The 26,383-nt window shown below is 47.7% G+C and carries 26 protein-coding genes; 10 read left to right on the top strand and 16 right to left on the bottom strand.

Annotated features, from left to right (window positions below; all coding sequences use genetic code 11):
• Positions 1–303 precede the first annotated feature (303 nt).
• The 7 genes from ADS79_RS23030 to ADS79_RS22995 all read right to left on the bottom strand — a co-directional run bounded on the left by ADS79_RS23030 (position 304) and on the right by ADS79_RS22995 (position 8,124).
• Entirely contained in the window at positions 304–864 is a 561-nt protein-coding gene (locus tag ADS79_RS23030; RefSeq protein WP_049740684.1) for a VanZ family protein, read from the bottom strand.
• Entirely contained in the window at positions 857–1,750 is an 894-nt protein-coding gene (locus ADS79_RS23025) for a D-alanyl-D-alanine carboxypeptidase family protein (RefSeq protein WP_049740683.1), read from the bottom strand. Before ADS79_RS23025 ends, ADS79_RS23030 begins: the two co-directional genes overlap by 8 nt.
• 108 nt (positions 1,751–1,858) lie before the next feature.
• A complete protein-coding gene (locus ADS79_RS23020; protein ID WP_049740682.1) occupies positions 1,859–2,971 on the bottom strand; it encodes a sensor histidine kinase in 1,113 nt (370 codons plus the stop codon).
• Positions 2,961–3,653 carry a response regulator transcription factor gene (locus ADS79_RS23015; protein ID WP_409362407.1) on the bottom strand — a complete coding sequence of 231 codons (693 nt, stop codon included), beginning with the start codon at positions 3,651–3,653 and terminating at the stop codon, positions 2,961–2,963. Before ADS79_RS23015 ends, ADS79_RS23020 begins: the two co-directional genes overlap by 11 nt.
• A gap of 498 nt (positions 3,654–4,151) precedes the next feature.
• On the bottom strand, positions 4,152–5,540 hold the full coding sequence (fumC, locus tag ADS79_RS23005) for a class II fumarate hydratase (protein ID WP_049740679.1): 1,389 nt from the start codon (positions 5,538–5,540) through the stop codon (positions 4,152–4,154).
• A gap of 309 nt (positions 5,541–5,849) precedes the next feature.
• The gene (locus ADS79_RS23000) at positions 5,850–6,527 is read right to left on the bottom strand and encodes an MgtC/SapB family protein (RefSeq protein ID WP_049740678.1); all 678 of its coding nucleotides are present in this window, start codon (positions 6,525–6,527) and stop codon (positions 5,850–5,852) included.
• A 235-nt stretch (positions 6,528–6,762) separates the two neighbouring features.
• Complete coding sequence (locus ADS79_RS22995; protein ID WP_049740677.1) at positions 6,763–8,124, bottom strand: MATE family efflux transporter; 1,362 nt, start codon at positions 8,122–8,124, stop codon at positions 6,763–6,765.
• A gap of 302 nt (positions 8,125–8,426) precedes the next feature.
• On the opposite strand from ADS79_RS22995, the gene ADS79_RS22990 reads away from it, so the two are divergent.
• From ADS79_RS22990 to ADS79_RS22965, 6 genes are all read left to right on the top strand, one after another.
• Positions 8,427–9,770 (top strand): LLM class flavin-dependent oxidoreductase, encoded by a 1,344-nt coding sequence (locus ADS79_RS22990; protein ID WP_049740676.1) that lies wholly within the window; start codon positions 8,427–8,429, stop codon positions 9,768–9,770.
• Between the two features lie 77 nt (positions 9,771–9,847).
• Positions 9,848–10,348, top strand: coding sequence for a GNAT family N-acetyltransferase (locus tag ADS79_RS22985; protein WP_049740675.1), 501 nt, complete (start codon positions 9,848–9,850; stop codon positions 10,346–10,348).
• 52 nt (positions 10,349–10,400) lie between these two features.
• Positions 10,401–11,204 (top strand): amino acid ABC transporter substrate-binding protein, encoded by an 804-nt coding sequence (locus tag ADS79_RS22980; RefSeq protein WP_049740674.1) that lies wholly within the window; start codon positions 10,401–10,403, stop codon positions 11,202–11,204.
• Between the two features lie 14 nt (positions 11,205–11,218).
• A complete protein-coding gene (locus tag ADS79_RS22975) occupies positions 11,219–11,890 on the top strand; it encodes an amino acid ABC transporter permease (protein WP_049740673.1) in 672 nt (223 codons plus the stop codon).
• Between the two features lie 12 nt (positions 11,891–11,902).
• Positions 11,903–12,655: an amino acid ABC transporter ATP-binding protein gene (locus ADS79_RS22970; protein WP_049740672.1), complete on the top strand. Its 753-nt coding sequence runs from the start codon at positions 11,903–11,905 to the stop codon at positions 12,653–12,655.
• Between the two features lie 25 nt (positions 12,656–12,680).
• A complete protein-coding gene (locus ADS79_RS22965; RefSeq protein ID WP_049740671.1) occupies positions 12,681–14,066 on the top strand; it encodes an MmgE/PrpD family protein in 1,386 nt (461 codons plus the stop codon).
• Between the two features lie 70 nt (positions 14,067–14,136).
• Here the strand turns inward: ADS79_RS22965 and ADS79_RS22960 are convergent, their stop codons facing one another.
• From ADS79_RS22960 to ADS79_RS22930, 7 genes are all read right to left on the bottom strand, one after another.
• Positions 14,137–15,846, bottom strand: coding sequence for an adenine deaminase C-terminal domain-containing protein (locus ADS79_RS22960; protein ID WP_049740670.1), 1,710 nt, complete (start codon positions 15,844–15,846; stop codon positions 14,137–14,139).
• 17 nt (positions 15,847–15,863) lie between these two features.
• On the bottom strand, positions 15,864–16,925 hold the full coding sequence (locus ADS79_RS22955) for an ABC transporter ATP-binding protein (protein ID WP_049740669.1): 1,062 nt from the start codon (positions 16,923–16,925) through the stop codon (positions 15,864–15,866).
• A gap of 15 nt (positions 16,926–16,940) precedes the next feature.
• Positions 16,941–17,729 (bottom strand): ABC transporter permease, encoded by a 789-nt coding sequence (locus ADS79_RS22950; protein WP_049740668.1) that lies wholly within the window; start codon positions 17,727–17,729, stop codon positions 16,941–16,943.
• Positions 17,730–17,734: 5 nt separating this feature from the next.
• The gene (locus ADS79_RS22945) at positions 17,735–18,556 is read right to left on the bottom strand and encodes an ABC transporter permease (protein ID WP_049740667.1); all 822 of its coding nucleotides are present in this window, start codon (positions 18,554–18,556) and stop codon (positions 17,735–17,737) included.
• A 26-nt stretch (positions 18,557–18,582) separates the two neighbouring features.
• The gene (locus ADS79_RS22940; RefSeq protein WP_049740666.1) at positions 18,583–19,515 is read right to left on the bottom strand and encodes a nucleoside hydrolase; all 933 of its coding nucleotides are present in this window, start codon (positions 19,513–19,515) and stop codon (positions 18,583–18,585) included.
• 79 nt (positions 19,516–19,594) lie between these two features.
• Positions 19,595–20,668 (bottom strand): ABC transporter substrate-binding protein, encoded by a 1,074-nt coding sequence (locus ADS79_RS22935; protein WP_049740665.1) that lies wholly within the window; start codon positions 20,666–20,668, stop codon positions 19,595–19,597.
• Between the two features lie 318 nt (positions 20,669–20,986).
• Positions 20,987–21,343, bottom strand: coding sequence for a hypothetical protein (locus ADS79_RS22930; protein ID WP_049740664.1), 357 nt, complete (start codon positions 21,341–21,343; stop codon positions 20,987–20,989).
• 876 nt (positions 21,344–22,219) lie between these two features.
• Here ADS79_RS22930 and ADS79_RS22925 point away from each other — a divergent pair.
• The 3 genes from ADS79_RS22925 to ADS79_RS22915 all read left to right on the top strand — a co-directional run bounded on the left by ADS79_RS22925 (position 22,220) and on the right by ADS79_RS22915 (position 23,474).
• Entirely contained in the window at positions 22,220–22,669 is a 450-nt protein-coding gene (locus ADS79_RS22925) for a hypothetical protein (protein WP_049740663.1), read from the top strand.
• The gene (locus ADS79_RS22920; RefSeq protein WP_049740662.1) at positions 22,657–22,956 is read left to right on the top strand and encodes a YxcD family protein; all 300 of its coding nucleotides are present in this window, start codon (positions 22,657–22,659) and stop codon (positions 22,954–22,956) included. Before ADS79_RS22925 ends, ADS79_RS22920 begins: the two co-directional genes overlap by 13 nt.
• 140 nt (positions 22,957–23,096) lie before the next feature.
• Entirely contained in the window at positions 23,097–23,474 is a 378-nt protein-coding gene (locus ADS79_RS22915) for a DUF2750 domain-containing protein (RefSeq protein WP_049740661.1), read from the top strand.
• Between the two features lie 73 nt (positions 23,475–23,547).
• Here the strand turns inward: ADS79_RS22915 and ADS79_RS22910 are convergent, their stop codons facing one another.
• Positions 23,548–24,021: a hypothetical protein gene (locus ADS79_RS22910; RefSeq protein WP_049740660.1), complete on the bottom strand. Its 474-nt coding sequence runs from the start codon at positions 24,019–24,021 to the stop codon at positions 23,548–23,550.
• Between the two features lie 227 nt (positions 24,022–24,248).
• Here ADS79_RS22910 and ADS79_RS22905 point away from each other — a divergent pair, with 227 nt between their 5' ends.
• Complete coding sequence (locus tag ADS79_RS22905; protein ID WP_049740659.1) at positions 24,249–25,124, top strand: ABC transporter ATP-binding protein; 876 nt, start codon at positions 24,249–24,251, stop codon at positions 25,122–25,124.
• Positions 25,125–25,304: 180 nt separating this feature from the next.
• Here ADS79_RS22905 and ADS79_RS22900 read toward each other — a convergent pair whose 3' ends face one another.
• The gene (locus tag ADS79_RS22900) at positions 25,305–26,306 is read right to left on the bottom strand and encodes a siderophore ABC transporter substrate-binding protein (protein WP_049740658.1); all 1,002 of its coding nucleotides are present in this window, start codon (positions 26,304–26,306) and stop codon (positions 25,305–25,307) included.
• Between the last annotated feature and the right edge of the window lie 77 nt (positions 26,307–26,383).

Here is a 26,383-nt window from a genome sequence, read left to right as displayed (position 1 = left end):
GCTGTCCGGCTGCATGAAAAAAGAGAAACCGCGTCCAAAGTAGCCCACACTGAAAGTGTCTCAGAGGTGGACGCTTAAGAGCGTGTTTCTCTTTTTTCGTTCCGCCTTGGTTGGTGTTTCAAAGATCTCCTGCTTTTTTCTCCTTTTTCCTTGGCCAGCTTCTGCTTTTCACTCCTGGCGATTTGAAAGTAATTGCAGGGAGGCGTGAAGAATGATTTGGAAGATAAGAAAACCTCTATCGAGGCATTCTCAAGGAGGAGCGACCTCGTTTAGCGGAAAGTTACTTTGCGCTCCAGAATTTGATTAATGTGCTTCACCCACAAGTGTCCTTGATTTTCTCTCCTTCCACCAGAACATCAAGCGGTAGGACAAGTAGACGCTGTACCCGATGGCTCCTCCTGTCGTGTTGAGCAGGATGTCGTCTACATCAAAGATTCCGCAATTGGTGACGAGCTGGGTTGTTTCCAAGCCGAGGCTGAATAAAAAGGACAGCGCGACGACTTTGCTGAGTGATCGAGCCTTTTTAGAGAACAGAAGTGGCACCATAAAGCCAAAAGGCATGAAGGCAATGATGTTTCCAAAGAGATTGATTATGCTGTGGACACTGCCGCTTTCCCGAATCGCGACGAGGTATCTTTCGATCTCATGAAACGGCACCAAATTGCCCCGATATTGCAGTCTCTCCCAGATGGAGCTTGGATTGCTCACGCTTTGCTGCCATTGACCGTAGAAGAGCTCCAGCTCCATACTGCCGAATTTCAAAAGCAAAATTTTGAAGACCAGAAATAAATAAAGGGCAAATACGCCGTATTTCAGTAGAGCTACCATCACACCGGACGTAGGCTCCTTTCTCACGTTATTCACTGTCAAACCCCATTTCCAGCAGCTTTTTTGTATCGGTAAAGCGTGCTGCTTCGTCTTTTGTCCCCATGACAACAGAAATCAGGCGCTTATTCCCTCGTTGGGCTGTGCCGGTAAAGCAATAGCCTGCGTCATCGGTGAATCCTGTTTTCAGTCCATCTATCCCGTCTACCCGTACAGTCTCGTCATCGGCATGCAGCATCACGTTAGTATTTTGGACTGTTTCCTTGGTAGAAGATAGCTTTATTAACGGCTCGGAGGTGACCCGGATAATATCAGGAAAATCATTCATCAGACGGTAGGCGAGAATCCCTACATCTCTTGCACTCATTTCGTTTTGCCCGTAGTCATAGCCCAGTCCGGTTGCATTTACGAACTGAGACGATCGCAAATTCAATTCCACTGCCTTGAGATTCATTTGTTCTGCAAATGCAGATGTGCTTCCTGCCAGGTATTCCCCGATCGCTACAGCAGCGTTGTTTGCCGAGCCTACTGCCATCGCCTCATACAAATCTTTGAGTGGATAGGCTTTTCCTTCCACGAGGTTTACTCTGGCGCCCTCCGTTGTCGCTGCATTTTTGGAGATCGGGATCATATCGGTCCAAGCAGTCCGCTGCTCCTTGACTGCTTCGAGCAACAGATACTCTGTCATCATTTTCGACATGCTTGCTACTGGATAAAGCGTATCCGCATTTTTGGTATATAAAACTTCACCTGTATGGCTATCGAGCAGGATAGCTGCCCGGGCATCAAGGTTTACGTGATTGTTTTCAGTAGCTACTACTTGCTGTTCATTCTCTAGGTCCGCCCATGCCGATATTTCGTTATGAAAAAAGGCATATCCAATGACAGCAAACGTCAAAAGTACGAGCAATATTCCTCTGTTCAAAAAAAGCCCCTCCTTACCTCCATGAACCACATCTTTCGTTCATGCTGATAAGGATAGGCTTTTGGAATAAAAAAAATCGAAATGAAAGGTAAAGAAAAAGTAAAGGATTTATGAACTATGGGTGATTTTGATCGGAAGCCACACCGTAAAGGTCGTCCACTCTTTATTGCTGTCAACAATCATGCTGCCTTGGTGGAGGTCGATAATGCTTTTGGCAATGGCGAGTCCCAAGCCGGAGCCCCCTGTTTCCTGTGAACGTGAACCCTCCACCCGATAAAAGCGGTCGAACAGATTGGGCAAGGCTTCTGCTGGGATCTGCCTGCCGTTATTAGCGACAGAGATGACCACTCCCTCTTCATGAAGAAAGAGACGAATAACGATTTCGGTCCCGTCTCGCCCGTATTTCAACGCATTGGAAATGAGGTTTTCCAGCACGCGTACCAGCTTGTCTGTATCCCCGACCATTTCGATTTTGTGATCGGGTGTTTCCACGCGCATCACCAAGTCAACCTCATGCGCTGCTACCCGGAAGCCTACCGCGACTTGCTCCACCAGCTCGACCAGATCAAATTTGACTTTGTTTACATGTGCTCCTCGATTGCGCATCTTGGTGTATTCAAACAGATCATTGACTAGCACATTCATTTGCTTGGCTTTTTCATAGGCGATATGCGTGTACTGCTTCACCTGTTCTTCGTCCCGGTATTTCTTTTGCTCGATCAGTCCCAAATATCCGATGATCGAAGTCAAAGGCGTACGCAGGTCGTGCGAAACATTGGTGACCAGCTCATCCTTGGACTGCTCCAGACGCCGCTCTTCTTCCATCGCATCGAGCGTGCTTTGAACGAGCGCATGGATACTGTCTACCACATTCCCCAGACTGCCATTTGGTCTAATCGATATTTTGTGATGAAAATTCCCTTTGGCAATGTAATGAAGCTCGGAAATAATTTGCTCCATTTGCTTTTGCTCCATATATTTGCGAATCCGTACGATGGTCCACGCGATAAACAGACCCGTCGCCAGCAAAATAATCGGTATTTTAAAAGAGTCCGTACCAAAATTGCGCCGCATCATCCAAACATAGTTTCTGATTTCCGGAAAGTTGTACAAGTAATTATTGGCGAGGAAGGAGGCCGTTTGAAAGACTGCATAGAAAATCAGAAGACCTAGGACCAGATCTACTAAAATACGCAGAAAATCCTTTATGTTAAGCTTCAATTTTGTAGCCTACCCCCCAGACCGTTTGAATCACCTTTTCCCCACTGGTGGCCCTCTCCAGCTTTTCTCGGAGATTGCTGATGTGAACCATCACGGTCTTGTAGGAGACGTAATTTTCCATTTTCCAGCATCGATCAAAAATTTCTTCGGAGCTAAATACCCGGTTGGGATGACTGGCTAATAAAAACAGGACAGAAAACTCCAGTGCTGTCAGCTTGATCGGGGTTCCGTCTTTGGTTTGAACGACATGGCTCTGTTTATTGATGATGAGCGGACCTGCTTCGATCACGTCTTCCTGCTTGTTTTGTTGGCTGTAATTTGAGCGGCGCAGGAGTGATTTGACCCGCGCGATCACTTCTAGCGGGTTAAATGGCTTTGCTACATAATCGTCCGCACCCGTCATTAATCCCATGATTTTATCCATGTCATTCGTTTTGGCACTTGCCATCAGGATGGGAATCTGCGAGTTTTTGCGTACTCGCTTCGTTACCTCGATGCCATCGAGATTGGGCATCATGACGTCGAGTATGACGAGGTCAATCGACTTATGGGCTAGCCTCTCCATCGCTTCCAAGCCGTCAAAGGCTTTTTCGATTTCGTACCCTTCGTTCGTTAAATAGATGGCCAGAAGGTCCACAATTTCTTTGTCATCATCCACAATCAGAATCCTCATCGCTTTCACCTCCGAAACGTGCTGGTTGTAGACCCACTATAACAAAAAAACCTAAGGAGGGGGCATAAACAAAAACATCTCTTGTGGGGAGTGGTTGTCTAGCTATAGTGATGGGGAGGAAAAAGGAGAAAACGCTGCAGATTCTTGGGTCACTAGCTGGGGGTCATTCCTGTACGGCTGCATGGAAAAAGAGAAACCGCGTCCAAAGTCGTTCCTACAGGAGGCTGCTCAGGGGTGGACGCTTAAAGGCGTGTTTCTCTTTTTCCATTCCACCTGGGTAGGTGCCCCAAAGATTTGCCGCTTATTTCTCCTTTTTCCTCGATGCCAGCTTTGGTGGGAAACCCGCGCTGTTTTTGTTGGTATTTCTAGATGGACGAAAAGGAATGCCGGGGTCTTCCTTCGTAGTAGGTTAATGGTTTGTTCTTTCTAATAGGATAGACAAAACCGATGGCTGGGAGACCATCGGTTTGTGGAGGGACGGGCAGTAATCGGATACGTGGCGCTATTTTACTCTTTTGGATGAATCATTTGTTCGGGGCGGACTACTTCATCGAATTGTTCTTCGGTGAGCAGGTTGCTCTTGATTGCTGCTTCTTTGAGGGTGATGCCCTCTTTGTGTGCGAGTTTGGCAACTGCTGCTGCGTTTTCGTAACCGATGTGCGGGTTGAGTGCCGTCACGAGCATGAGAGAGTTGTTCAGGTTTTCTTTGATAACAGACAGGTTTGGCTCGATTCCGATCGCGCAATGGTCATTAAATGATTTCATCCCATCTGCAAGCAGTCTTGCCGATTGCAGGAAGTTGTAGATGATAACGGGCTTGAATACGTTCAATTCAAAGTTTCCTTGGCTCGCGGCAAAGCCGATTGCTGCATCATTGCCCATGACCTGGCAGGCAACCATCGTGATCGCTTCACTTTGGGTCGGGTTTACTTTTCCTGGCATGATCGAGCTGCCTGGTTCATTGGCTGGAATGACGATTTCACCAATTCCGCAGCGTGGACCGCTCGCCAGCCATCTCACGTCATTGGCAATCTTCATCAGATCGGCTGCCAGTGCCTTCAAGGCACCGTGAACATGCACAAGCTCATCGTGACTGGTCAGAGCATGGAACTTGTTTTGTGCGGTCACGAATTTTGTATTTGTTTCGTTGCTGATTTCTTCTGCGACCATTTCTCCGAAGCGAGGATGTGCATTAATTCCTGTTCCGACAGCAGTCCCGCCAATCGCCAGCTCACGCAGATACTCGCTGCTTTCCTTGATCATCTTTTCTGTTTTTTCGAGCATGCGAACCCAACCGCTGATTTCTTGCCCGAGGGTGAGTGGCGTTGCATCCTGAAGATGTGTACGTCCGATCTTAATAATCTCCATGTACGCTTCGCTCTTTTGCTTCAAGGTTTGGGCAAGCACCTGCAAAGTAGGCAGCACCTGTTCCTCGATGGCGACAAGTCCAGCCATGTGCATAGCCGTTGGGAATGTATCGTTGGAGCTTTGCGATTTATTGACGTCGTCATTGGCATGGATGCGAGCAGCGCTTCCTTTTTGCTCCAAGAGCTGGTTCGCACGATGGGAAATGACCTCGTTGACGTTCATGTTCGACTGTGTGCCGCTTCCTGTCTGCCAAACCACGAGCGGGAAATGCTCGTCCCACTTCCCAGCGATTACTTCGTCAGCAGCTGCAACGATGGCCTCTGCCTTGTCGTTATCCAGCTTGCCCAGCTTTTGATTTGCACGAGCCGCGCTTTTCTTCAAAATCGCAAACATGCGGATGACCATCAGCGGCATTTTTTCATCGCCAATCTCAAAGTTTTGGAAGCTGCGCTGTGTTTGCGCCCCCCACAATTTATCTGCCGGGACCTTTATTTCCCCCAGGGTGTCCTTTTCTATGCGAAATTCCATGACTGCTCCTCCTTTTTCGTCGTGTAGCTGCCTCTCTTATTCTTATGTAACCAGCTACATCCATTATCTACCTGTACACTTCATCGATTCTTTCTTTATCTTATCCATTTTTTCCTGGTCAAGCGGAAAACGTTTGGAATTACTTGCTTACAATTATGATGATAATGATTTTCATTATTGTCATCAAGCACCAACATGCCTGAAAGTGTTCGAATATCTTAAGCCGTAGCAACGACATACTCCATCGACACAGCAAAAAGACCGAAACGCCTTTTTCCAAGGCTCGTCTCGGTCTTTTCTATCTGCGATTTATCTGCTCTCCACTTCTACAGAAACGACGTGATCTACTTCCTTTAACAGGCTGTAAATCTCAGTCGTATACGTATCCTCGGAGGCGGTAATCATCATCTCCAGCTTCTGCTGGTCACTTTCTACATCCTTTACTTTTACACGCTTCACTTGCATATTGAGGTGCTTGATCTGTTTGAACACATCATCGAGGTTGCCCTCACCCTGCACCACGATCTTGATCGACAAGTCGCGTTGTCGCAATGAACGGGGACCAAGCCATCTCAAAATGAGCGGAAACAAATTAATGGCTAAAATGATCAGAATCGTTGCAGTGAGCGCTTCAAAATAAAAGCCCGCTCCTACCGCAATACCTAGACCAGATGCCGCCCAAACCATCGAAGCAGTCGTCAACCCTGAGATCACATCGTTGCTTCGACGCAAAATCACACCAGCTCCGAGAAAACCGACCCCGCTGACGATTTGTGCCGCTAACCGCAACGGGTCCATATTGGTATGTCCGGGCAAGGAGAAGCGGTTCACCGATTCTATCGATACGATCGTAATCAGACAGCTGGCTACTGATATAACCATGCTTGTCTTTACACCTAACGGCTTATGCTTCAGCTGTCTGTCAACACCGATCAGCAGGCCGAGAAACATAGCTACCCCCAGCTTCATCAAAAATACATATGACAATTATTTCTCCCCCCTTCCGCCAACCAATGTCAGCTTTTCTTCCATCACCTTTTATTGAAAGTATATACGCTCTCCTCGAAAAATAGGAGAGAAATTTTTACATAGAGGCAAAAAGATCATTGCTTCGCAGTCGCATCGGCATCTTCCTTTATTGTAAGCTCGCCATTCCCTCTTCATGCAAAAAGCGGAAAATCCCTCCAACAAGGGATTTCCCGCATAGCCTTGGCTTTTTGTATTATCCTTGCGAATGAGCTTTGATCATTCGCTTTTGCAAGGAGAGCAAGCGACCAAACAAGAAGATCGCACCTGCTGCCAAGCCCGTAATCAATCCAATCCAGTAACCAAACGCGCCAAAGGACGAGAATTTCGCAAACAGATACCCCAGTGGCAGCCCGATAACCCAGTAGGAAACGAGTGCCACAATAAAGGTGACGGTAACGTCCTTATAGCCGCGCAGTACCCCTTGGATCGGTGCCGCCACCGCATCGGAGATCAGGAACAAAATCGAGTACATCAAGAAATGCTGGGCCAGCTCCAAAACCTCGATATCCGTCGTATAGAATCCCGCCACCTGCTTGTTAAAGAGGAGCAATCCGAGACCGAACAGCAGCGCGAGCACGACTGCAATTCCAATGCCCATATAGCTATATTGACGCGCATCACGGAAGCGCTTGGCTCCGACCTCGAACCCTACCACGATCGTCAATGCCATCGAAATACTGAGCGGCACCATATAGATGAAGGAGGCAAAGTTCATCGCTGCCTGGTGAGCTGCAATCGTGATCGTGCTGTACTCACTCATGAAGAGCGTTACCGCAGCAAAAATGCTGACCTCGAAAAAGATCGAGAAGCCGATGGGCAGCCCGAGCTTGAGCAGTTCTTTCCAGGCTGCAAAAGAAATGCGGTACAGCTTCGTAAACACACCGAATTCCGCAAATGGGTGCACACGCTTTACTACGAACAGACTGATTACAAATATGCACCAGTACGTGATCGCTGAGGCGTAGCCAGCTCCAACCCCTCCGAGACGAGGCAAGCCCAAATTCCCAAAGATCAACGCGTAGTTCAGCAGTACATTGATCGGCAAGGAAAACAGGGTGATGATCATCGTTACCCGGGTCTGTCCCAATGCATCGATAAAACAGCGAATGACCGTGTAGAGAAACAGTGGAATAATCCCGATCGCAATCGCGTGCAAAAAGCCAATCGCAATCTCTCGTACATCCGGTTCCAGCTGCATCATGTTCATTACCGGGTTTAGTGCCATGCCACCAAAGATAATGACAGCAACTGCAATGGCAATTGCTACATACAATGCCTGAATGATTGTAAAAGGAACCTGATCCCTGCGGCCTGCCCCAAGCATTTGGGCTACCATCGGCATAACCGCCATCAATATCCCTGTCAGTCCTGACTGCACAGGCACCCATAAGCTTGCTCCAATCGCTACCCCAGCCAAATCTGTCGGGCTTGCGTGTCCGGACATGATTGTATCGAAAAAGGTCATAGAGAAAAGCGCCAGCTGCGATATAAGGATCGGCAGCAGGACAATCAGAAACTGCCGCCACTTTTCTTTTAATGAATAGGTCTCTAGCATGATTGCTCTTCCTCATTTACATAAGAATATCGTTGAAACGATTTGAAAAAAACTGCCAAATGACTCTCTTAGGAACTGTAGCACAAAAACATAGTATAGCAAAATGAATATCAGTGAACAAAGGCAAGCAAAGTGCTTTTTTCTTCCAACTGCAAGAAGAACAAAGTCCCTGTTAAAATTTTTTATATATATTGACAACAAAGTAAGAAAAGGCGTATATTTTAAAACTATAAAAACCGACTATTTAAATTGGAATTATAAGCTTTAATTCCAACTCAACCACTAAAGGAGCGTAGAAGGTCATGGCACAGGCCCCCAAGCATTTGAAAATCGGCGTATTCCTCGCCGGAACCGGTCATCATGTCGCATCCTGGCGTCACCCTCATGCGCAAACAAATGGCAGCATGAATCTCGCCTATTTCCAGCAATTAGCCAAAACAGCGGAACGCGGAAAGCTGGATATGCTGTTTCTCGCGGACAGCCTGTCCATCAGTCCCGATTCCCATCCAAACGTGTTGGCACGCTTTGAGCCATTTACCCTTTTGACTGCACTGGCTGCCGTCACATCGAAAATCGGCCTGGCTGCCACCGCTTCCACAACTTATAGCGAGCCTTTTCATATCGCACGCCAGTTCGCTTCGCTCGATCACCTCAGCAATGGCCGAGCAGCGTGGAATGTGGTCACTTCCTCCATCGAATCCACAGCCTTGAACTTCAGCGGGGAAAAGCATCCTGAGCATAGCCTTCGCTATCAGCGCGCTGAGGAATTTGTCGAGGTCGTGAAAGGACTCTGGGATTCGTGGGAGGATGATGCTCTCATACGCCATCAGGAATCAGGCGTTTTTTTCGATCCGGCAAAGCTGCATGAATTGCAGCATCACGGCGAGTTTTTCTCCGTTCGCGGACCGTTAAACGTAGCGAGACCACCTCAGGGACATCCTGTGATCATTCAGGCTGGTTCCTCCGAGCCCGGCCAGCATCTGGCAGCCCGAACGGCTGAGGTCATTTTCACAGCGCAAAACAACCTTCCTGATGCACAAGCCTTTTACCAAAGCGTGAAGACAAAGGTCGTCTCCTATGGCCGCTCTCCAGATGAAGTGAGCATCATGCCAGGAATTTTTCCTATCCTAGGTGACACCGAGGAAGCTGCGGAGGCCAAATTCCAGGAGCTGCAGGAGCTGATCTTGCCTTCTGTCGGATTGAAAATTCTCTCCAGCTATTTGGGAGGCTTCGATCTGACGCCGTATCCGCTCGATGGTCCGCTGCCAGACATCGACATACCTGAGACCAACGCCGTGAAAAGCCGCTTTGAGCTCGTTCTGAATCTGGCACGGCGAGAAAAGCTGACCATCCGCCAGCTTTATCAGTACATCGCAGGTTCACGCGGTCATCACATCTTTGTCGGTACACCAGCGCAGCTTGCAAGCAAGATGGAGGAATGGGTTTTACAGGGTGGTTGTGACGGCTTCAATCTGATGCCTCCGCTTTTGCCCGAAGGCTTGGACGTGTTTGTTGATCAGGTCGTACCACTCCTCCAGCAGCACGGGCTATTCCGCACCGAATACGAGGGCAATACCTTGCGAGAGCATCTGGGATTACAACGCCCCGCCAATCGTTATATGAGTCAGCAAAACGTATCCATCTAAAATCCTGCAATCAGCGATTGGATGCCAACATGCGCATCGCCTAAACCGGTTGCAGTAAGAAGTGCGAGGGAGACAACATGACAAGAACGTTCCGTCTGGCTACTGCAGACGATGCCGAGGAGCTGCTTGCGCTGACGCTGCGGGCCTATGCTCCCATACGCGAGCTGGGCATCCATTTTGCTGCAGCCACAGCCGATCTGGCACTCGTCCAGAAAAACATTCACAACCACGCCTGTTACGTCCTGGAGGAAGATGGCCAGATTCAGGCAACGGTCTCGCTACGCATGCCCTGGGGGCCTCAGCCTGGACCATTCGGCCTTCCCCACATCTGGTGGTTTGCCGTCGATCCTGTCATTGGAAAAAAAGGCGTTGGCTCCGTTCTGTTGACGTGGGTAGAGGAGGTCATCGTCCGGGATACGTTGAAAGCTCCTGCCGTTTCGCTCGGGACTGCCGACGAGCATCCGTGGCTGTCAGCCATGTACGAACGCAGAGGCTATGTGCGTGCCGGTGAAGCCAATCTGGGTCGCGGTCACACGACGATCTATTTCCGCAAAGAGCTGCAAGCACCACTGTCGTAGCTCGTATGGCACATCAATGAAAAAACAAACGAGTACACAAGGAGACAATCAGATGAAAAAACATAAAGGAATTCTCGCTTTTACACTTGGCCTCTCACTCCTCCTCGCTGCATGCGGCAATGGCGGCGATCAGGCTGCTTCGGGAGCTTCAGAAGAAAAGGTTTTACGCGTAGGCGCAACCGGACAGAGCTACCCATTCGCCTATAAAGAAGGGGAAAAATTGCAGGGCTTTGACGTCGATGTAGCTGAAGCAATCGCCGCGAAGCTCGGCTATAAAATCGAATGGCATCTGGCCGAATTCAGCGGTGTGATGGGTCAACTGGAAACCGGTCGGATCGATACTGTTGCCAATCAGGTGGCTATGACCAACGAGCGTAAGGAGAAATTCGACTTTTCTCAAACCTACGCATACGCAGGAACGCAAATCATCGTAAAAAACGACAACAACGATATTCATTCCGTTACGGATTTGAAAGGAAAAACAGTCGGAGCGGTACTCGGTTCGAATCATACGAAAAATCTGCAGAAGCAGGACCCGAACAATGAAATCAACATCCGCACCTACGAAACACAGGAAGGGACCCTCAACGATGTCGCCTACGGACGCATTGATGCTTACATCAACGGACGCAGTGTCCTGCTGGCCCAGATCGAAAAAACAGGACTGCCGCTGAAGCTGGCCGGAGACCCGATCACTTATGAGGAAGTAGCCTTCCCCTTCCAAAAAGACGAGAAGCACGATCAGCTGCGCGCGGAGTTTGACAAAGTGCTGACAGAGCTGCGCGACAATGGCACCTTGAAACAGCTTTCGGAAAAATATTTCAAGGCTGATGTTACGGCGCCAATTCAGAAATAGGCGGTGCGTACGCGATGAATTTTGATGGGCAATACATGCTAGAAGTCTTCCCTACCTTGCTCAAATACTTGCCGCTCACTTTGGTGATGGCAGTCGTCGCGATGATATTTGCCATCGCCATTGGGCTGGTGCTCGCCCTCATCACAAAGAACCGGGTTCCTGTGCTGCATCAGCTCGCCAATGTGTACATTTCCTTTTTTCGCGCAACACCTACGCTCGTGCAGCTGTTTCTGATCTATTACGGCTTGCCGCAGTTGTTCCCGTCGTTCAGCGCATTGAATGCCCTGACGGCAGCCATTATCGGCCTGAGCATCAAAAACTCGGCCTATCTGGCAGAGATTTTCCGCGCTGCACTGGGCTCTGTCGACAACGGACAGCTAGAGGCGTGTCTGGCTGTCGGCATGACCAAAGCCCAGGCGTACCGCCGCATCATTCTCCCGCAGGCGACACGCAACGCGATTCCTGCTTCGGGTAATACGTTTATCGGGCTTGTGAAGGAAACCTCACTGGCCTTTACGCTCGGGGTCGCCGAGCTGTTCGCCCAAGGGAAAATGATGGCCTCTGCGTCATTGAAGTTTTTTGAAATTTACCTTGCTGTCGCAATTGTGTACTGGGCATTGACCATCGTCTACAGCCTGTTGCAGGAATGGCTGGAAAAACGACTGAGCAAGCCATATAAAAACTAACGAGGGATCGCCATGATACACGTAACGAATCTGCGAAAGCAGTTTAAGGATCTGGTCGTACTTGACGGGATTGATATCGATGTAAAGCAAGGTGAGGTCGTGGCCATCATCGGCCCGTCCGGCTCAGGAAAATCAACGCTGCTGCGCTGCCTCAATCTGCTAGAGAGCCCTGACACAGGACGGATTGAAATCGGGCAAGCAGCACTGGACGCGCAAAAATACTCACGCAAGGAAGCACACCATCTTCGCCAGCAGACCGCAATGGTTTTTCAAAACTACAACCTGTTCAAAAATAGGACGGCGCTGCAAAACGTCACGGAATCGTTGATCATCACGAAAAAAATGAAGCAAAGCGAGGCAGACAAAATCGGTCTTGCACTTCTGGAGCAGGTCGGTCTTGCTCACAAGGCAGACAGTTACCCTATCACCTTGTCTGGGGGTCAACAGCAGCGGGTTGCCATCGCTCGTGCACTCGCTGTTGACCCGCACGCGATTTTGCTCGATGAACCAACCTCCGCTCTCGATCCCGAGCTTGTTGCAGAGGTGCTGCAGGTCATCAAGGCCATTGTCGAAAAGCGCACAACCATGCTGATCGTCACGCATGAAATGGCTTTCGCACGCCAGGTAGCTGACCGCATCATTTTCATGGCCGATGGGAAAATCGTCGAACAAGGAACGCCTGAGGAAATCTTTGACCGTCCGCAAAACCAGCGTACGCAGCGCTTCTTGCAGCAAATAACCGCTCCAGCTGCCTTTATCTCGTAGGCTAGGGAAGGGGAGATCACCTACCGTGACCAATACAAATACGCACGCAGGACGAGACAGACGGCTAACAGAGGAGCTGGCTGATCTTGTCGTTTCTTCTCATCCAGAAAATGACGATGCGGCCATGGCAGCTGCCCGTTTGGGAATCATAGACTACCTTGCTGCCAGTTTTGCTGCCCGAGAGGATTTAGGAACGCGAAAGCTGTGGAAAATCGTCGATGCAGAAGGCGGCCTTGCCGAAGTACCTGTAATCGGACAGCGGCGCAAGACCAGCTTTCTTCAGGCGGCCTTGCTGAACGGCTACATCGGGCACGCCCTTGATTTTGACGACGTCCATTCCGATGTACGCGGTCATCCCAGTACGGTGCTTTTGCCCGCGCTGATTTCTGTTGCCGCCACCTACCCGTTGAGCGGCCAGCGATTTCTCTCCGCCTATATCATTGGCGTTGAGGTCATGGCGCGGTTGGGACGTGCAGTCGGGGACGCTCATTACATCAAGGGCTGGCACAATACCTCTACACTGGGGGTTATCGCCGCAGCGGTCGCGGCAGGCTATGCAAAAGGATTTTCCGCAGAAAAACTGCAAAAAGCGATCGGCTTTGCCGCCACCCAGGCTAGTGGCCTTCGCACGCAATTCGGCACAGAAGCTAAGCCCCTGCACGCCGGACTCGCTGCCCAGTCCGCTTTGCTGGCAGTCAAGCTCGCGGAAGCAGACTTCGGAGGCAGCTTGCAAGCATTGGATGGCGAAAACGGCTTTTTTGCGGTCTACGGAGACTTATCGTTGGCGACAGCTGTTTTGCTCAAAGATTGGAGCGCTTCCTGGAGAATCACTGCTCCTGGGCTATGGTTCAAAATCTATCCGTTTTGCTCTGCCGCCCATCACGCAGCAGATGCCGCAGTCCGCTTGGCTGAACGCCATTCCTTTGCTCCCACAGAGGTGGCATCTGTCCGTATCGTGTTTCCTCCGGGCGGCGATGCTGCGCTCATCGAAAGGCAACCGCGCACAGGCGAACAGGGCCGCTTCAGTGTCGAGTATGTGGTCAGCCTCGCCCTGCACAGACGATCACTATCTTTGGACAGCTTCACAGCAGCGCCGATACAGGAAGACATTCTCTCCTTTTTGCCGCGTGCCCGGCGCACCTACGACAGCCAAATTGAGCCTACCCCGGAAGCAGTTCCAAAAGGCCGATTTACGATCGTCGAAATTATTACAAAAGACGGACAGGTGTATCAGGAACGGGTAGATCGTCCACGTGGCGCACCAGGAAATACCCTCTCGACAGCAGACGTGCAGCAAAAGCTCACCGATGTGCTGACAGACGCTCCGGCGCTTGCCGAGCAGCTTGTGGATACGACCGCTTCCCTCACAACAGAGGCAGATTTGACACGACTCCTGTCGTTATTGGCATAAATGGATTCATGCAAAAAACCCGGGAACAGCGAAATGTGCTCCCGGGTTTTGCTCTATCATCATTATGCTTCTACATCAACAGCAGCGGCACGACTTTCCCTGCATTCACATCAATCAGACCCAAATCCGTCAGCTTCAATGCCGGGCTGACCGGCAACGAATGTGTGCTGATCGACATGATCGGGTTGTAGTGATTATAGCCAAGGGATTCCATGGCTCTGCGCAGTTGTTCTACTTCTTTTGCCGTTTTTTCAAGCGGCTCCTCCGTCAGGATACCACCTACTGGCAAGTGCAGGCTGGCGATTACTTTTCCGTCGCAGACAACGTAGAAGCCGCCCTGGTTGCGGATAACCTCGTTGGCTGCGATCATCATGTCGTGTGGATTGTGACCGACAACGAGCAGATTGTGGTTGTCATGCGAATAGCTGGTTGCCACTGCACCACGCTTGATCGTATCTCCACTGATCAGTCCATAGCCGCGGTTGCCATTTTTGCCATAGCGCTCGATGACCGCGATGAGTCCATACGGGCTTTCCTCCCAGCACAGCTGTCCGTCCCGCACCTCGACAATGCCACGGTGATCCTCGGTGAAAGTCGAGCCGTTCTGTACCAGCATCACCCGGCAAGGATAACGATTGTCAGGAGCATCAGCAGCTACCTGGAAATCGGCTTCGGTGAGTGGTGACAGCTGAATGCTTTGATAAAAATGCGCTGGGAACTGCTTAGGCTTCACCGTTTGGCTGTAGTCTTCGCTGGCGTCAAAAGCTTTCTTCCCGTTTTTGTACACCTGCTCAATCGTCAACTCATGCAGATCGGAAACCAGCATGAAATCGGCGATTTTCCCAGGGGCGATCGCTCCGCGGTCTGTCATTTGCATCCGTCTTGCAGGTGTAAATGTTCCGGCATAGATCGCACGCTCCGGCGTCATGCCCATTTGGATCGCCTTTTTCACGATATGGTTGAGATGCCCTCGATTATAGAGAGAATCCGTCATGACGTCATCCGTTATAAAGCAAAAATGCTCAGAAACATCCTCGTTGATCAAATAGTTCATGACTTCCTCAGTCATCGACTTTTCCTGTATCTCCAGGAACATGCCTGCAGCGATTCTCGCTTCCATCCCTTCCAGCGTTTGATGGGTATGGTCAGAATCGACACCGGCATAAATCACACGGTGCAAATCAAGGTCGAGCAGCTTCGGAACGTGCCCTTCAATGACGAGCTTCGGATACTCTTTGCGAATATGCTCCAGGATTTGATTTGTTTTACAGGCAGGGTCCTTGATGATATCGACATAGTTCATGATCTCGCCTAGACAGATGATCTCTTCCGAACGCAAAAGCTCGTCCATATCAGCAATCTCCACAGAACCCCCGGTTGTTTCCATTGACGTCGCCGGCACAGAGCTAGGAATCGCGTACTTCATATCCACGACACAATCCCGGCTCGCATGAATCATCTCTTTGATCCCTTCGATGCCAAATACATTTGCCATCTCGTGCGGCTCTGGTACAATGGTCGTCACTCCATTTTGAATCAAGCCATAGGAAAAGGTCTCTGGCGTCACCATCGTGCTCTCGATGTGCAGATGGATATCTACCAGACCTGGAATCATGTAGCGACCGCGACCCGCGAGAACCTCATTTGCCTCAAAGCTCTCCGTATCGCGCTCTCCAATATATAGAAATCTTCCGTCCAGCACAGCTACATTTCCCTTGATGAACTTTTTAAAAAAGCTGTTGTATACCTGAACGTCTTGAATCAGCAAATCGACTTTCACGAAAAACCCTCCTGTCTTTAGTCCACCAGCACCACTTTGTCTTTTGGAAATAGCAGATTGACCTTTTGGCCGCTCTTGTAGGGGGTCTCCATTTCCTGATTAACGGTGAAATCGCCAAGCGCAGTTTCCACTACGTATTGATAGCTGCGTCCGAGGAACGTGCTGACCTTTACGCTGCCCTTGAGCTGGTTCATGTTTTGATCGACAACCTCTTCTGTCGTTACCAGCAAATCGTCTGGACGCATTGCGCATTTTTTCCCTGACGGATTCGCTGTTCCCGGATTTTTGGCCGCAACAAAGTGATGATCGCCGACACATAGTCCAATCTCACCGTTTTGCTCTGTACGCTCAGCGAATTCGATGAAATTCGTGAAGCCGATAAAGCGTGCGATGAATTCTGTTTTTGGATATTTAAAGATCGTTGCAGGATCATCGAGCTGTTCAATGATTCCTTTGTTCATGATGGCTACTTGATCGGAAATAGAGAAGCACTCCTCCTGATCGTGGGAAACGTAAACTGTCGTAATGCCGAGCTCCTGCTGAATACGGCGAATTTCTACGCGCATGTTGATCCGCAGGTTGGCATCCAGATTACTTAGCGGCTCGTCGAACAGCAAGAGGTCAGGCTGAATGACCAAAGCACGAGCAATTGCCACGCGCTGTCTTTGCCCACCGGAAAGCTCTTTTGGAAATCTTTTTTCAAAGCCGCCCAGGCTCACAACATCCAAAATTTGTTGCACGCGCTTCTTTACCTCTGTCTCGTCTACCTTGCGCAGACGCAGACCAAACGCTACGTTGTCAAACACAGAAAGATGCGGGAACAAAGCATAGCTTTGGAATACGAATCCGAAGTTTCGTTTGTTGACGGGTACGCGCGTGTAATCCTTGCCGTCAAACAGGAAGCGTCCGTCCTTTGCTTCCAGAAAGCCTGCGATCAGGCGCAGTGTCGTCGTTTTCCCGCAACCACTTGGTCCGAGCAGGGAAATAAGCTGGCCTTTTTCGATATTTAAATGGAAGTTTTTCAAAATGTACTGATTGTCATAGGCAACCGATACGTTATCCAGCGTGAGCAATGCCATGGTTTGATGCCTCCGTTATCGTTTAGTAAAGTAGGAAAGCCCCATCAGACGTTCAATGATGAACATGAGTATTGCCGTGATGATCATGAGCAACACCGAAAGAGCAGCGATTGTAGGATCGAAGTTGTTTTCCACATACGTCAGCATCTGGATCGGCAGCGTGCTTACCCCCGGTCCAGTCATGAATACGGAGATATCTACGTTATTGAACGACTCCAGAAAAGCAATCAGAATAGCCGCGATAATGCCGGATCGAATGTTTGGCAAGACCACCTTGAAAAATGTTGCGAAACGCCCTGCCCCCAGGCTGAGTGCCGCTTCTTCAATTGCGAAGTCAAAGTTGGACAAGCTCGATGCTACAACCCGAATAATAAATGGAAGCATCAAAACGGTATGACCAACTAACAGACCAGCGTAAATCGGCAAGTGATACACGATGATGACGTACTTGAGCATCGCAAAGCCCATAACAATTCCCGGGATCAATACGGGTGAAATGAACACCGCGTTTAGCGCTCCCTTGCCTTTGAAGGAAAATCTGCTCAATGCATAGGCAGCCGGGATACCCAGTACAAGCGCCAACAGATTGCCGAGCAGCGACACAAACATGGAGGTTTTAAATGTCGTTAAAAACATCTCGACTTTGAAAATATTTTCATACCACCGCCACGAAAAGCCCTCCGGAGGGAATTTCAGAACCGTACCTGGCTCGAACGATGTAAACGATATAATAATGAGCGGCCCTAACAAAAACAGAAACACGAGAAGCGTAAACAGGGCCAACCCGCGATTTTTCTCCTGCATAGCTTCTACCCCTTCGGATTTAATTTCGTAGCCAATTTGTTCATCACATAGATCACGACAAAGGTAATGACAATCATAATCGTCGCGATAACGGATGCCATGTACCAGTCATTGAGCGTGATCGCATTCTGATAGAGGAATGTCGAAATCACTCGTTGCTTTCCTCCCAAAAGAGCAGGTGTCGTATACGCAGTCAAGCTTCCAACAAATACGAGAATGCTACCGATGATCAAGCCTGGAACACTCAGCGGCACAATCACCTTGCGGAACGCAGTAAATTTGGAGGCACCCAAGCTCTCGGCAGCCTTGATCAAATCTGGATCAATGTTTTCCATAACGCCTACCAGCGTAATAATGATCAACGGCAGGAACAAATGAATCAAACCGATCATCATCGCGGTCGGGGTGTACAATATTTCCAAAGGCTTATCAATCAATCCCAATGAGAGCAGGGAGCTGTTTAAAAGCCCTTTTTTTCCGAGAATAATCATCCAACTGAATGAACGTACAACAGAGCTCGTCAACAGTGGAAAGATGGCAAGTGCAAGCAAAATGCCTTTTTTACGAGGCCCGAGCTTGGAAATGTAATAAGCTGCGGGGAACCCTAACAGGATGCAAGCGATGGTCGTTACAATACTCACTTGCAGAGTCGTCAGTAAAATCTTCATAAAGTACTTGTCAGTCAGAAACTGGAGATATCCTTGCAGTGTAAAGCTGCCTTCTTGATAAAAAGTAGACGCAATGGTGAGCACGATCGGAATGACCATGAACAGCGTCAAAAACAACACGCCTGGCAACAGCAATAAATAAAGACCCTTTTTTTTCATTCCATTAACTCCTGTTCACGGTATCGTCAGGCTTTCAGCGCGCGGATAAAACGTACAAAGAATGCATCGGCATCCACGTCAAGACAGACATTCATGTTTGGCTCTTTTTTCAAGCGGTTTTGGAAATCACACACGGTCTGCCCGTCACACAATTCGCTTCTCGTCTCGATATCGACATACAGCTTTTTCGTCGTCACCAAATCCTTGAACAAGGCAACTCCAACAGCTAGTGGATCATGCATCGCGCATGCCCGTACACCATTTCGTTCAAAATAGCGCTGTAAATAATCAGAAGTGCTTTGCTTCACATAGCGCCCAATCGACGTATCACCCAGCCCCTGTATATGCTCTTCGTTCAGCAGTACTTTTCGGGTAACATCCAAGCCAACCAGCGTCAACTCAGGAAAGCCTGCATGAAAAACGGCCTTGGCTGCTTCCGGGTCCACATACATGTTGTACTCGGCGACAGGAGTCACATTGCCATGTTCCTTGACTACCCCGCCCATAAAGATCACTTCTTTTACAAGCTCCACCAGCTCGGGGCATTTTTTCACAGCCAGCGCCAGATTGGTCAGCGGACCTGTCATAACCAGCGTCACTTCACCTGGCCGCTTTTTCACCTGTTCAATGATGAAATCCGGTCCGAAGCCTTCTGAGGGCTGCTTCGTGACAGCAACACCACGCAATGCGCCTCCTAGTCCGTCCTCACCATGTACACTGTGCTCGAAAAAGACAGGGCGCAGCAATGGCTGGGACGCACCCTTCACGACCGGGATCTGCTCCCCTACTTGCAACAAGTCGAGGATCTTGCATGTATTTTCTGTCGCTTTCCCCAGAGAGACATTTCCGTTTACGGTCGTAATTCCGATGAGCTCACATTCGCCACTCTTCACTGCAAGCATGATCCCGAGAGCATCATCGATACCTGTATCGACATCAAGAATGATTTTTCGATTCATGGGTGGGCCTCCTCACGCATCTGTTTTGAAAAAACAAGGGTATAAGCACATGGTTTATACCCTCGTTCATTTTTACTCGTTATTGAGTGATTTCACGGTTCCAACGGTCAATCCACGCTTTGGAATTTTCGTTTACGAATTTCATATCTAGCTTTTGCAGCTTGTTGATCGTTTCTTCGCCGTACGTCACGCCTTTTGCTTCTTCATCTGTAAGCTTAACAGACGTGTTAACCGGCGAATCTACTTTAGCTTTCGCCGCTTTTTCTTGAACGTCCTTGCTCAATTGATAGTTGATGAAGTCTTCAGCCAGCTCTTTGTTTTTGCTGCCTTTTACGATATTTACCGTATTCATTACTGCGTAGCCACCGCTAGCAGGTGCTACAAATTTTGCTTCTGGAACTGCTGCCTGGATATCCTTGAAGTACATTTCCATGATCGGTCCAACCGAAATTTCTTCTTGGCTGAACATGTTTACGTACTCAGATGTTTTGTCGTAGTACTTCACTACGCCTTTGTTTGCTTCTTTCATTTTGGCAAATGCTTGGTCTTCATTAAATTCCTTGCTGCCTGCCACTTTCGAAGCGCTGTCGAGGATCATCGGCCCTGTCGTGGAGGTGATGCTTGGCAGTGTCAGTTTGCCTGCCAGCTCTGGGTTCCACAGGTCTTTCCAATCTTTGATTTCAGTTTTTACGACGTTTGGATTGTAGGCAATCCCGAATTGTCCAATCGTGTAGGCAGGACCGTAGTCTTCACCCAGTGGAGCTTTGGCAATATCATAAATTTCGTTCAGGTTAGGGATGCGCGTACGGTCGATTTTCTCGAATGCACCACTATCGATACCTTGTTGTGCATAATAGTCGGAAAGATAAATCAGATCGACGTCAGAGCTGCCTTGACGGACTTTGTTGAGACGCTCTGCGTTGTTCCCGATTTCCATAACGATTTTGACGTTATGCTCTTTTTCGAACGGCTCATATACTTCTTTGCGGAAAAAGTCTTCGGAGAAACCCCATGTAGAAATAACCAGCTTGGTTGGCTCACCCTTTGCTGCTCCACCAGCAGCGCCTTGTTGTGGTTGTTCACTGCTGCCACAGCCAGCCAGTGCCAACGAGAGTGCGGAAAAGGATAGGAATCCTGTCAGTAATTTTTTCATTTTAACTTCCTCCATTTCAGATATCGCCTGAGTCTTATTCTTCCATTGGCTTAGGATTCAACGCTTCTCTGTTTTTATTCAACCTTCAACCGTTGATAAACCCCCTACTGTTCCACCGTTCGCGTCTATTTATGCATCAACCACACCCTTAAAAAGGAAAATTCAGGAAAAAAACAAAAAGAAAAGTACCCTTGATTAGAACATTTCATTCTAAACAAGAGCACTTTTCCTCGTAAACAAAGAGAAGCGACACCCGTTTCGCCAAAGCTTATGGTCTTCTCTTGAGATAGATCAAAAGAGAAAATCCAAATCACTCTGTCAGGTATTCAGTTCTGATTCTGCAAGAATAACATTCGTAATCGCCAGCTGTGTAGCAGCGTCGTAATCTCGTAGTACAGCCTCTATGTCCAGACCCATTTCCTCTCCCAATCGTTCTCGAAGCTTCTTCTTATACAGAAGAGACATTCGGAAATCGACTTCGAGCTTCAGTGATGGGGCTTCACCCTCCAACGCATCAGAGCGTGGAGAACGGCGATGTTTGGCATAGAAGGTAATCATTTGGTTCTCAACCGTTACCCTCAGCAGAGTCGTTCCAAATCCGAACAACTCTTTTGCAATCTCGTTATAGATCGCAGACAGCTTTTTTCTGATTTCATTCGTATCCAATAGTGTCATAGCCATCACCTGTGAGAACATATATCAGGTATGTTTTTTTCTCATTATACATATGTTCTCGTCCTCTAGCAAGTAATCATTCGTATTTTGACGAATTTAATGGTTTTTGTCTGAGGCTTATCAGGGTGCCCGTTCGGGGTGAAACCTTCGACATACTTCAATTCGTTCCCTGCACGACAAATTCGGTTGCAATCGCATGAAAGATATTTGCGTACAATTCTTTGCGATTATCATCTGTGTCTTCATCATTATTAAAACCATACTCAACTATTTTGTATCGCCCATCTTGGTTGATCAATCCAGTTGCAAACATTCCTGAATTTGTTGTTGGTGTGGCTGCTCTATTGAAGGAGTAACGGATTCTTTATGATTTATACATCCGGTAGTTAAAAATAAGATAGTTAAGATGAGAGTCAAATTTAAATAGCGCATTTAATCAACCCCTACCATTTTCCATATAACACCACACAGCAAGGTCTAGTCTAATGGGACATGGCATACTGTTAAATTGGGACGTCTTCCTCGACTTTTATAACGAATGAGCTCATTACGGAGTATGACTAACAAAAGAAGAATAAAAAATAGTTATAGAATATGCCCACCAAAAAAGCGGTATCGGCACAGACGTAACATATAATCGGTATTGGGAAAAAGAAGTAGCTGCAAATAGAGAATCTAGACAAGCTGCCCTTTAATAAGGCCGATCAAACAGCATTTTGGTCCAAAAGGGATGCTAAATTGAGGTAAATAGTTTGAATATTTTTCCAGAAAACTCCCATTATAACATTGTTCACGGAATGTTTGGTGGAAAAACAACCGATATTCGTGTACACTTATATACAAGGACAAAAACAAGAGAGGGGCTACTCCATTTACATGAAAAAATTACTCATGATGCTGGTTGCCGTAATGCTCGTACTTGCTCCAACTGGATTCGCTGACCATGCCGATGCAAAAGGCTACAAATCCGGGAAAAAATCTTTCAACTCAAACACAGCTCCTACAAATACGCAAACACCTACCAAAGGCGATTCGAATGTGAATGCTTCTACAAATAAAGGTACTACCTCTACTCCTGCAACTACTGCTCCAACCAAAAGTGGTGGCTTCATGAGCGGTGGTTTCATGAAAGGTCTTCTGGTTGGTGGTCTGGCTGGTATGCTGTTCGGTGGATTGTTTGGGGACATGGGCGCCTTGGGAGCAATCTTTGGATTCTTGATCAACATGCTGGCGATTGTTGCTGTGATTGTATTGATCCGCAAAATTTTCGTATACTTTAAAACACAACGTGAGAAGAAGCAGGAACTGAACACATGGAAAAGATAACATTCTCTGAACAAGTTTTAACTAACGCGATCTGCTATCATGTTGCGAGCAAGAAGCAAATTCAGCCACAGGATGTTTCCGTCGAACTCATGTGGGACGAAGAATACGGCTTCTCGGCTGAAGTATACGCGATGGATCGCAAGCAAGTTTTTATCGAGATCAATCTGATCGAGGCGATTCGCTTCTATCTGGAAACGCAGATGCAGCTCAACCCTTATTCTGCTGGAATTGAGCTGGTGCTGGATGACGAAGAAGGCATCATCGCGCATGTGACGTATCAAGGCTAATAGAACCCGTACACCAATAGCCAATGTGCTTACTTCGTGAGCATGTTGGCTATTTTTTAACGTACAGAAATTTATAAGCGAGACGCTTGTGAATTCCGGAACGCATGACTAGGTACTATACTCTGAAAAAGGGTGATCCTGTGAACCAGCAAGAATTCGATTCCGTTTTAAAGCAGCCCTCTGCAATTAGATATGAGTATTTCATCAAGAAAGTCGCTGATTATGAAGAAGTATGGGGATTATTCGATGCCGGTTGGGCAACCGCTGATGATGGACAAGGAAATCTGTGCATCCCCTTTTTTCCACGGGAAGAGTTTGCCAAACACTGCGCCGTCGCTGAATGGTCGCGCTACAAACCCAAGAGCATCGACTTGTATTCCTTTATTGAAACTTGGCTAGCAGGAATGAAAAAAGACAACCTGAAAGCTTCCATATTTCCTACGAACACGAATACAGCCATTGTCGAGATCGATATTTTAGTAACCGATTTACACACAGAGCTGGAGAAGTATGAGTAAGGCCTGTGCCTTGATTTAAATCCCTTACCAGTCAATCCCTCCTAATTAGAATGAGCCTATGCCCTATGGTATTTTATAATGGTTTGGTGGAACGGACTAACTGATTTTGCTGATCCAAGCTTCTTAAAGCAACATCAACTACTTCATCCGAAAAGTTTTGTACTATTATTTTATTCTCGATTAGGAACACACAGCCTTCCATATTTCTCTCTATGTAGTCGAACAGCCCATTCTTTGTACATAATGAGCACCATCTCATCTCTCCATCGCTAAACGTTATCGTAACCTCAATATGCTCCAAGGATTTTTCACTTTTATCTTTGATTTCGTCGTCATATTGCCAGGAAACCATAGTAGTCACATGACTTCCAGCAGGTAAAAAAAGGCTTTTGCAAAACCATCTTGACCGGCCGTTGTCACCAACGATTTTAATCTGTTGTTTTACCTCATCGTTGACTACTATTGCGTATTCCTTCACTCGGGTCAAAGCATTCACATATGTCCCTGCACTTTGACAGATGACCCTTTCCTTTTTTTCATTGTTCATAACCATCCCTCCCTCATGTTTCTTTTGAAATAAGCATATCAAAAAGCTCCCAGCTGATTACATGAAACCGCCTGTTGGTTAGATTCTGCGCCAAAAAATTTCACTCTGCATCCTTGCGAGTATTGAATAAATTACCCTTTTCGTTATATACTTAATTGAAAATGATTATCATTTTCTAACATTACTTTTTCACCATACATACCTTTCTATAAAGGAGTTGACCTGTTGTGGAACGCTTATATACGCAAAAGCTGGACATTGGTTATGGCGAGCTTTCCATCGTAAAGGATTTGAACATCAGCATTCCATCTGGAAAGATTACGGCACTTGTCGGTGCGAACGGATCTGGGAAATCAACGATTCTCAAGACTCTTGCTCGCATCATGAAGCCTACTGGGGGGCAAGTATTTTTGGATGGAAAATCGATTCATCAGCAATCGACCAAGGACGTTGCCAAACAGCTGGCGATTCTCCCGCAAAACCCTACTGCGCCTGATGGACTCACCGTATCTGAGCTGGTAACGTATGGCCGCTTTCCGCATCAAAAAGGCTTCGGCTCTTTGACGAAGGAAGATAAAGAAATCGTGCAGTGGGCGATTGCCATGACTGGTATGATCGACTTCTATGATCGTCCTGTTGATCAACTGTCCGGTGGACAGCGTCAGCGCGCATGGATTGCGATGGCACTTGCCCAAGGCACTGATATTTTATTTTTGGATGAACCGACTACGTTCCTCGATATGGCGCATCAGCTCGAGGTTCTGAAATTGCTGCAAAAGCTGAATGAAGAAGAGAACCGCACCATCGTCATGGTCGTTCATGACCTCAATCATGCCACCCGCTATGCCCAGCACATGGTCGCCATCTCTCGTGGAACTGTCGTAGCAGAAGGCAGTCCTACAGAGGTCATGACTCCTGATATGCTGCGCAAAGTGTTCAATATCGAAGCAGACATTTTGCATGACCCTCGTACAGGTGTACCGCTTTGCCTCCCCTTCGAATTAACTAGCTCCATCGAACAAGAGCAGCCAAGCACGAGCCCTGCCAGTGCTCCTGCCGAAGCCGTACAAGTAGAAGAACGTAGACTGGTCGGCACACGCTAATCTGCATTTTACTCAAACCTCACCTGAACAACACAAAACCATTCCCAAGCAAATCACCGAGGGAATGGTTTTTGCGTACTTCTGATCCTTTTTACTGACTTGAAAAAACAAACAGCCCAAGGCAAATGCTCTCGCCCTGAGCTGCTTGATACACCTATCTCTCTTTTGCTGAATGGCTTACTACTTGATGTCTTTCAATACTTCGTCTGCCATGTTAGCAGTGGAAACCAATCCGCCGCCAGACAGGTACCAGTAATTTGAATCAAGGTAAATGATATTACCATTTTTGAACGCTTTTGTGTTTTTAATCAGGTCGTTTTCAATCACTTTTTTAGCAGGAGAAACGGCATCTTTGTTTGTAGCAATTGCTCCATCACGGTCTACCACAAAGAGGTAATCCGGATCTTTTTCAGCTACGTATTCGAACGATACGCTTTGACCATGAGTGGATACTTCGATGTTTTTATCTACAGGAGTAAAGCCAAATACGTCATGCAGAATACCAAAACGGGAGCCAGCACTGTAAGCGCTGATTTTACCTTCGTTTGCCAGGATGATCAGAGCATTTTTACCACTTGCTGTCGCTTTTTCGTTCAGTTGTTTGATGGAATCATTGATTTTCGCCAATTCTTCGTCCACTTGTGCTTCTTTTCCGAAGATGGTACCAAGCGTTTTCATGTTTTCAGTGAAGGACTCCATGTACTTGGAAGTGTCTACACCCAAGAAGATCGTTGGAGCAATTTTGTTCAGCTCTTCATAAGCGTCTTGCTGTCTGCCAGAAATGAAGATAACATCCGGTTTCATTGCATTGATTTTTTCAAAATCTGGCTCTTTCAAGCTACCAATGTTTTTATATTTTGCATCCTTGAATTTTTCCAGGTAAGGAGGAACGCTTGATTGTGCTACACCTGTGACTTCGATACCCAATTTATCCAAAGAATCCAGGACACCATAGTCGAAAGCTACAACGGTTTGTGGGTTCTTTTTCAGTTTTGCTTCGCCCAATTTATGCTTGATTGTAATTTCTTCAGATTCCTTCGCTGCTTCTGGTGCCTTTGTAGCATCTGTGGAAGCTCCCGCTCCTGAAGTTTGGGTAGCAGGTGCCGCGCTATTTGATCCGCAAGCTGCAGTAAATACTGCCAGCAGCACTGCCATGAACAGCATGATAAATTTCTTGTTCACTTCTATCACCTCTATATATATTTTGAAATATATAAAATTATTGATAGCACGCTTGTAGATGATTTCCCCCTGCTTGC

It is taken from the genome of Brevibacillus reuszeri (assembly GCF_001187725.1).
GTDB lineage: Bacteria > Bacillota > Bacilli > Brevibacillales > Brevibacillaceae > Brevibacillus > Brevibacillus reuszeri.
The sequence above is the reverse complement of the archived record's forward strand: the minus strand, read 5'-3'. Positions and strand labels throughout refer to the sequence as shown.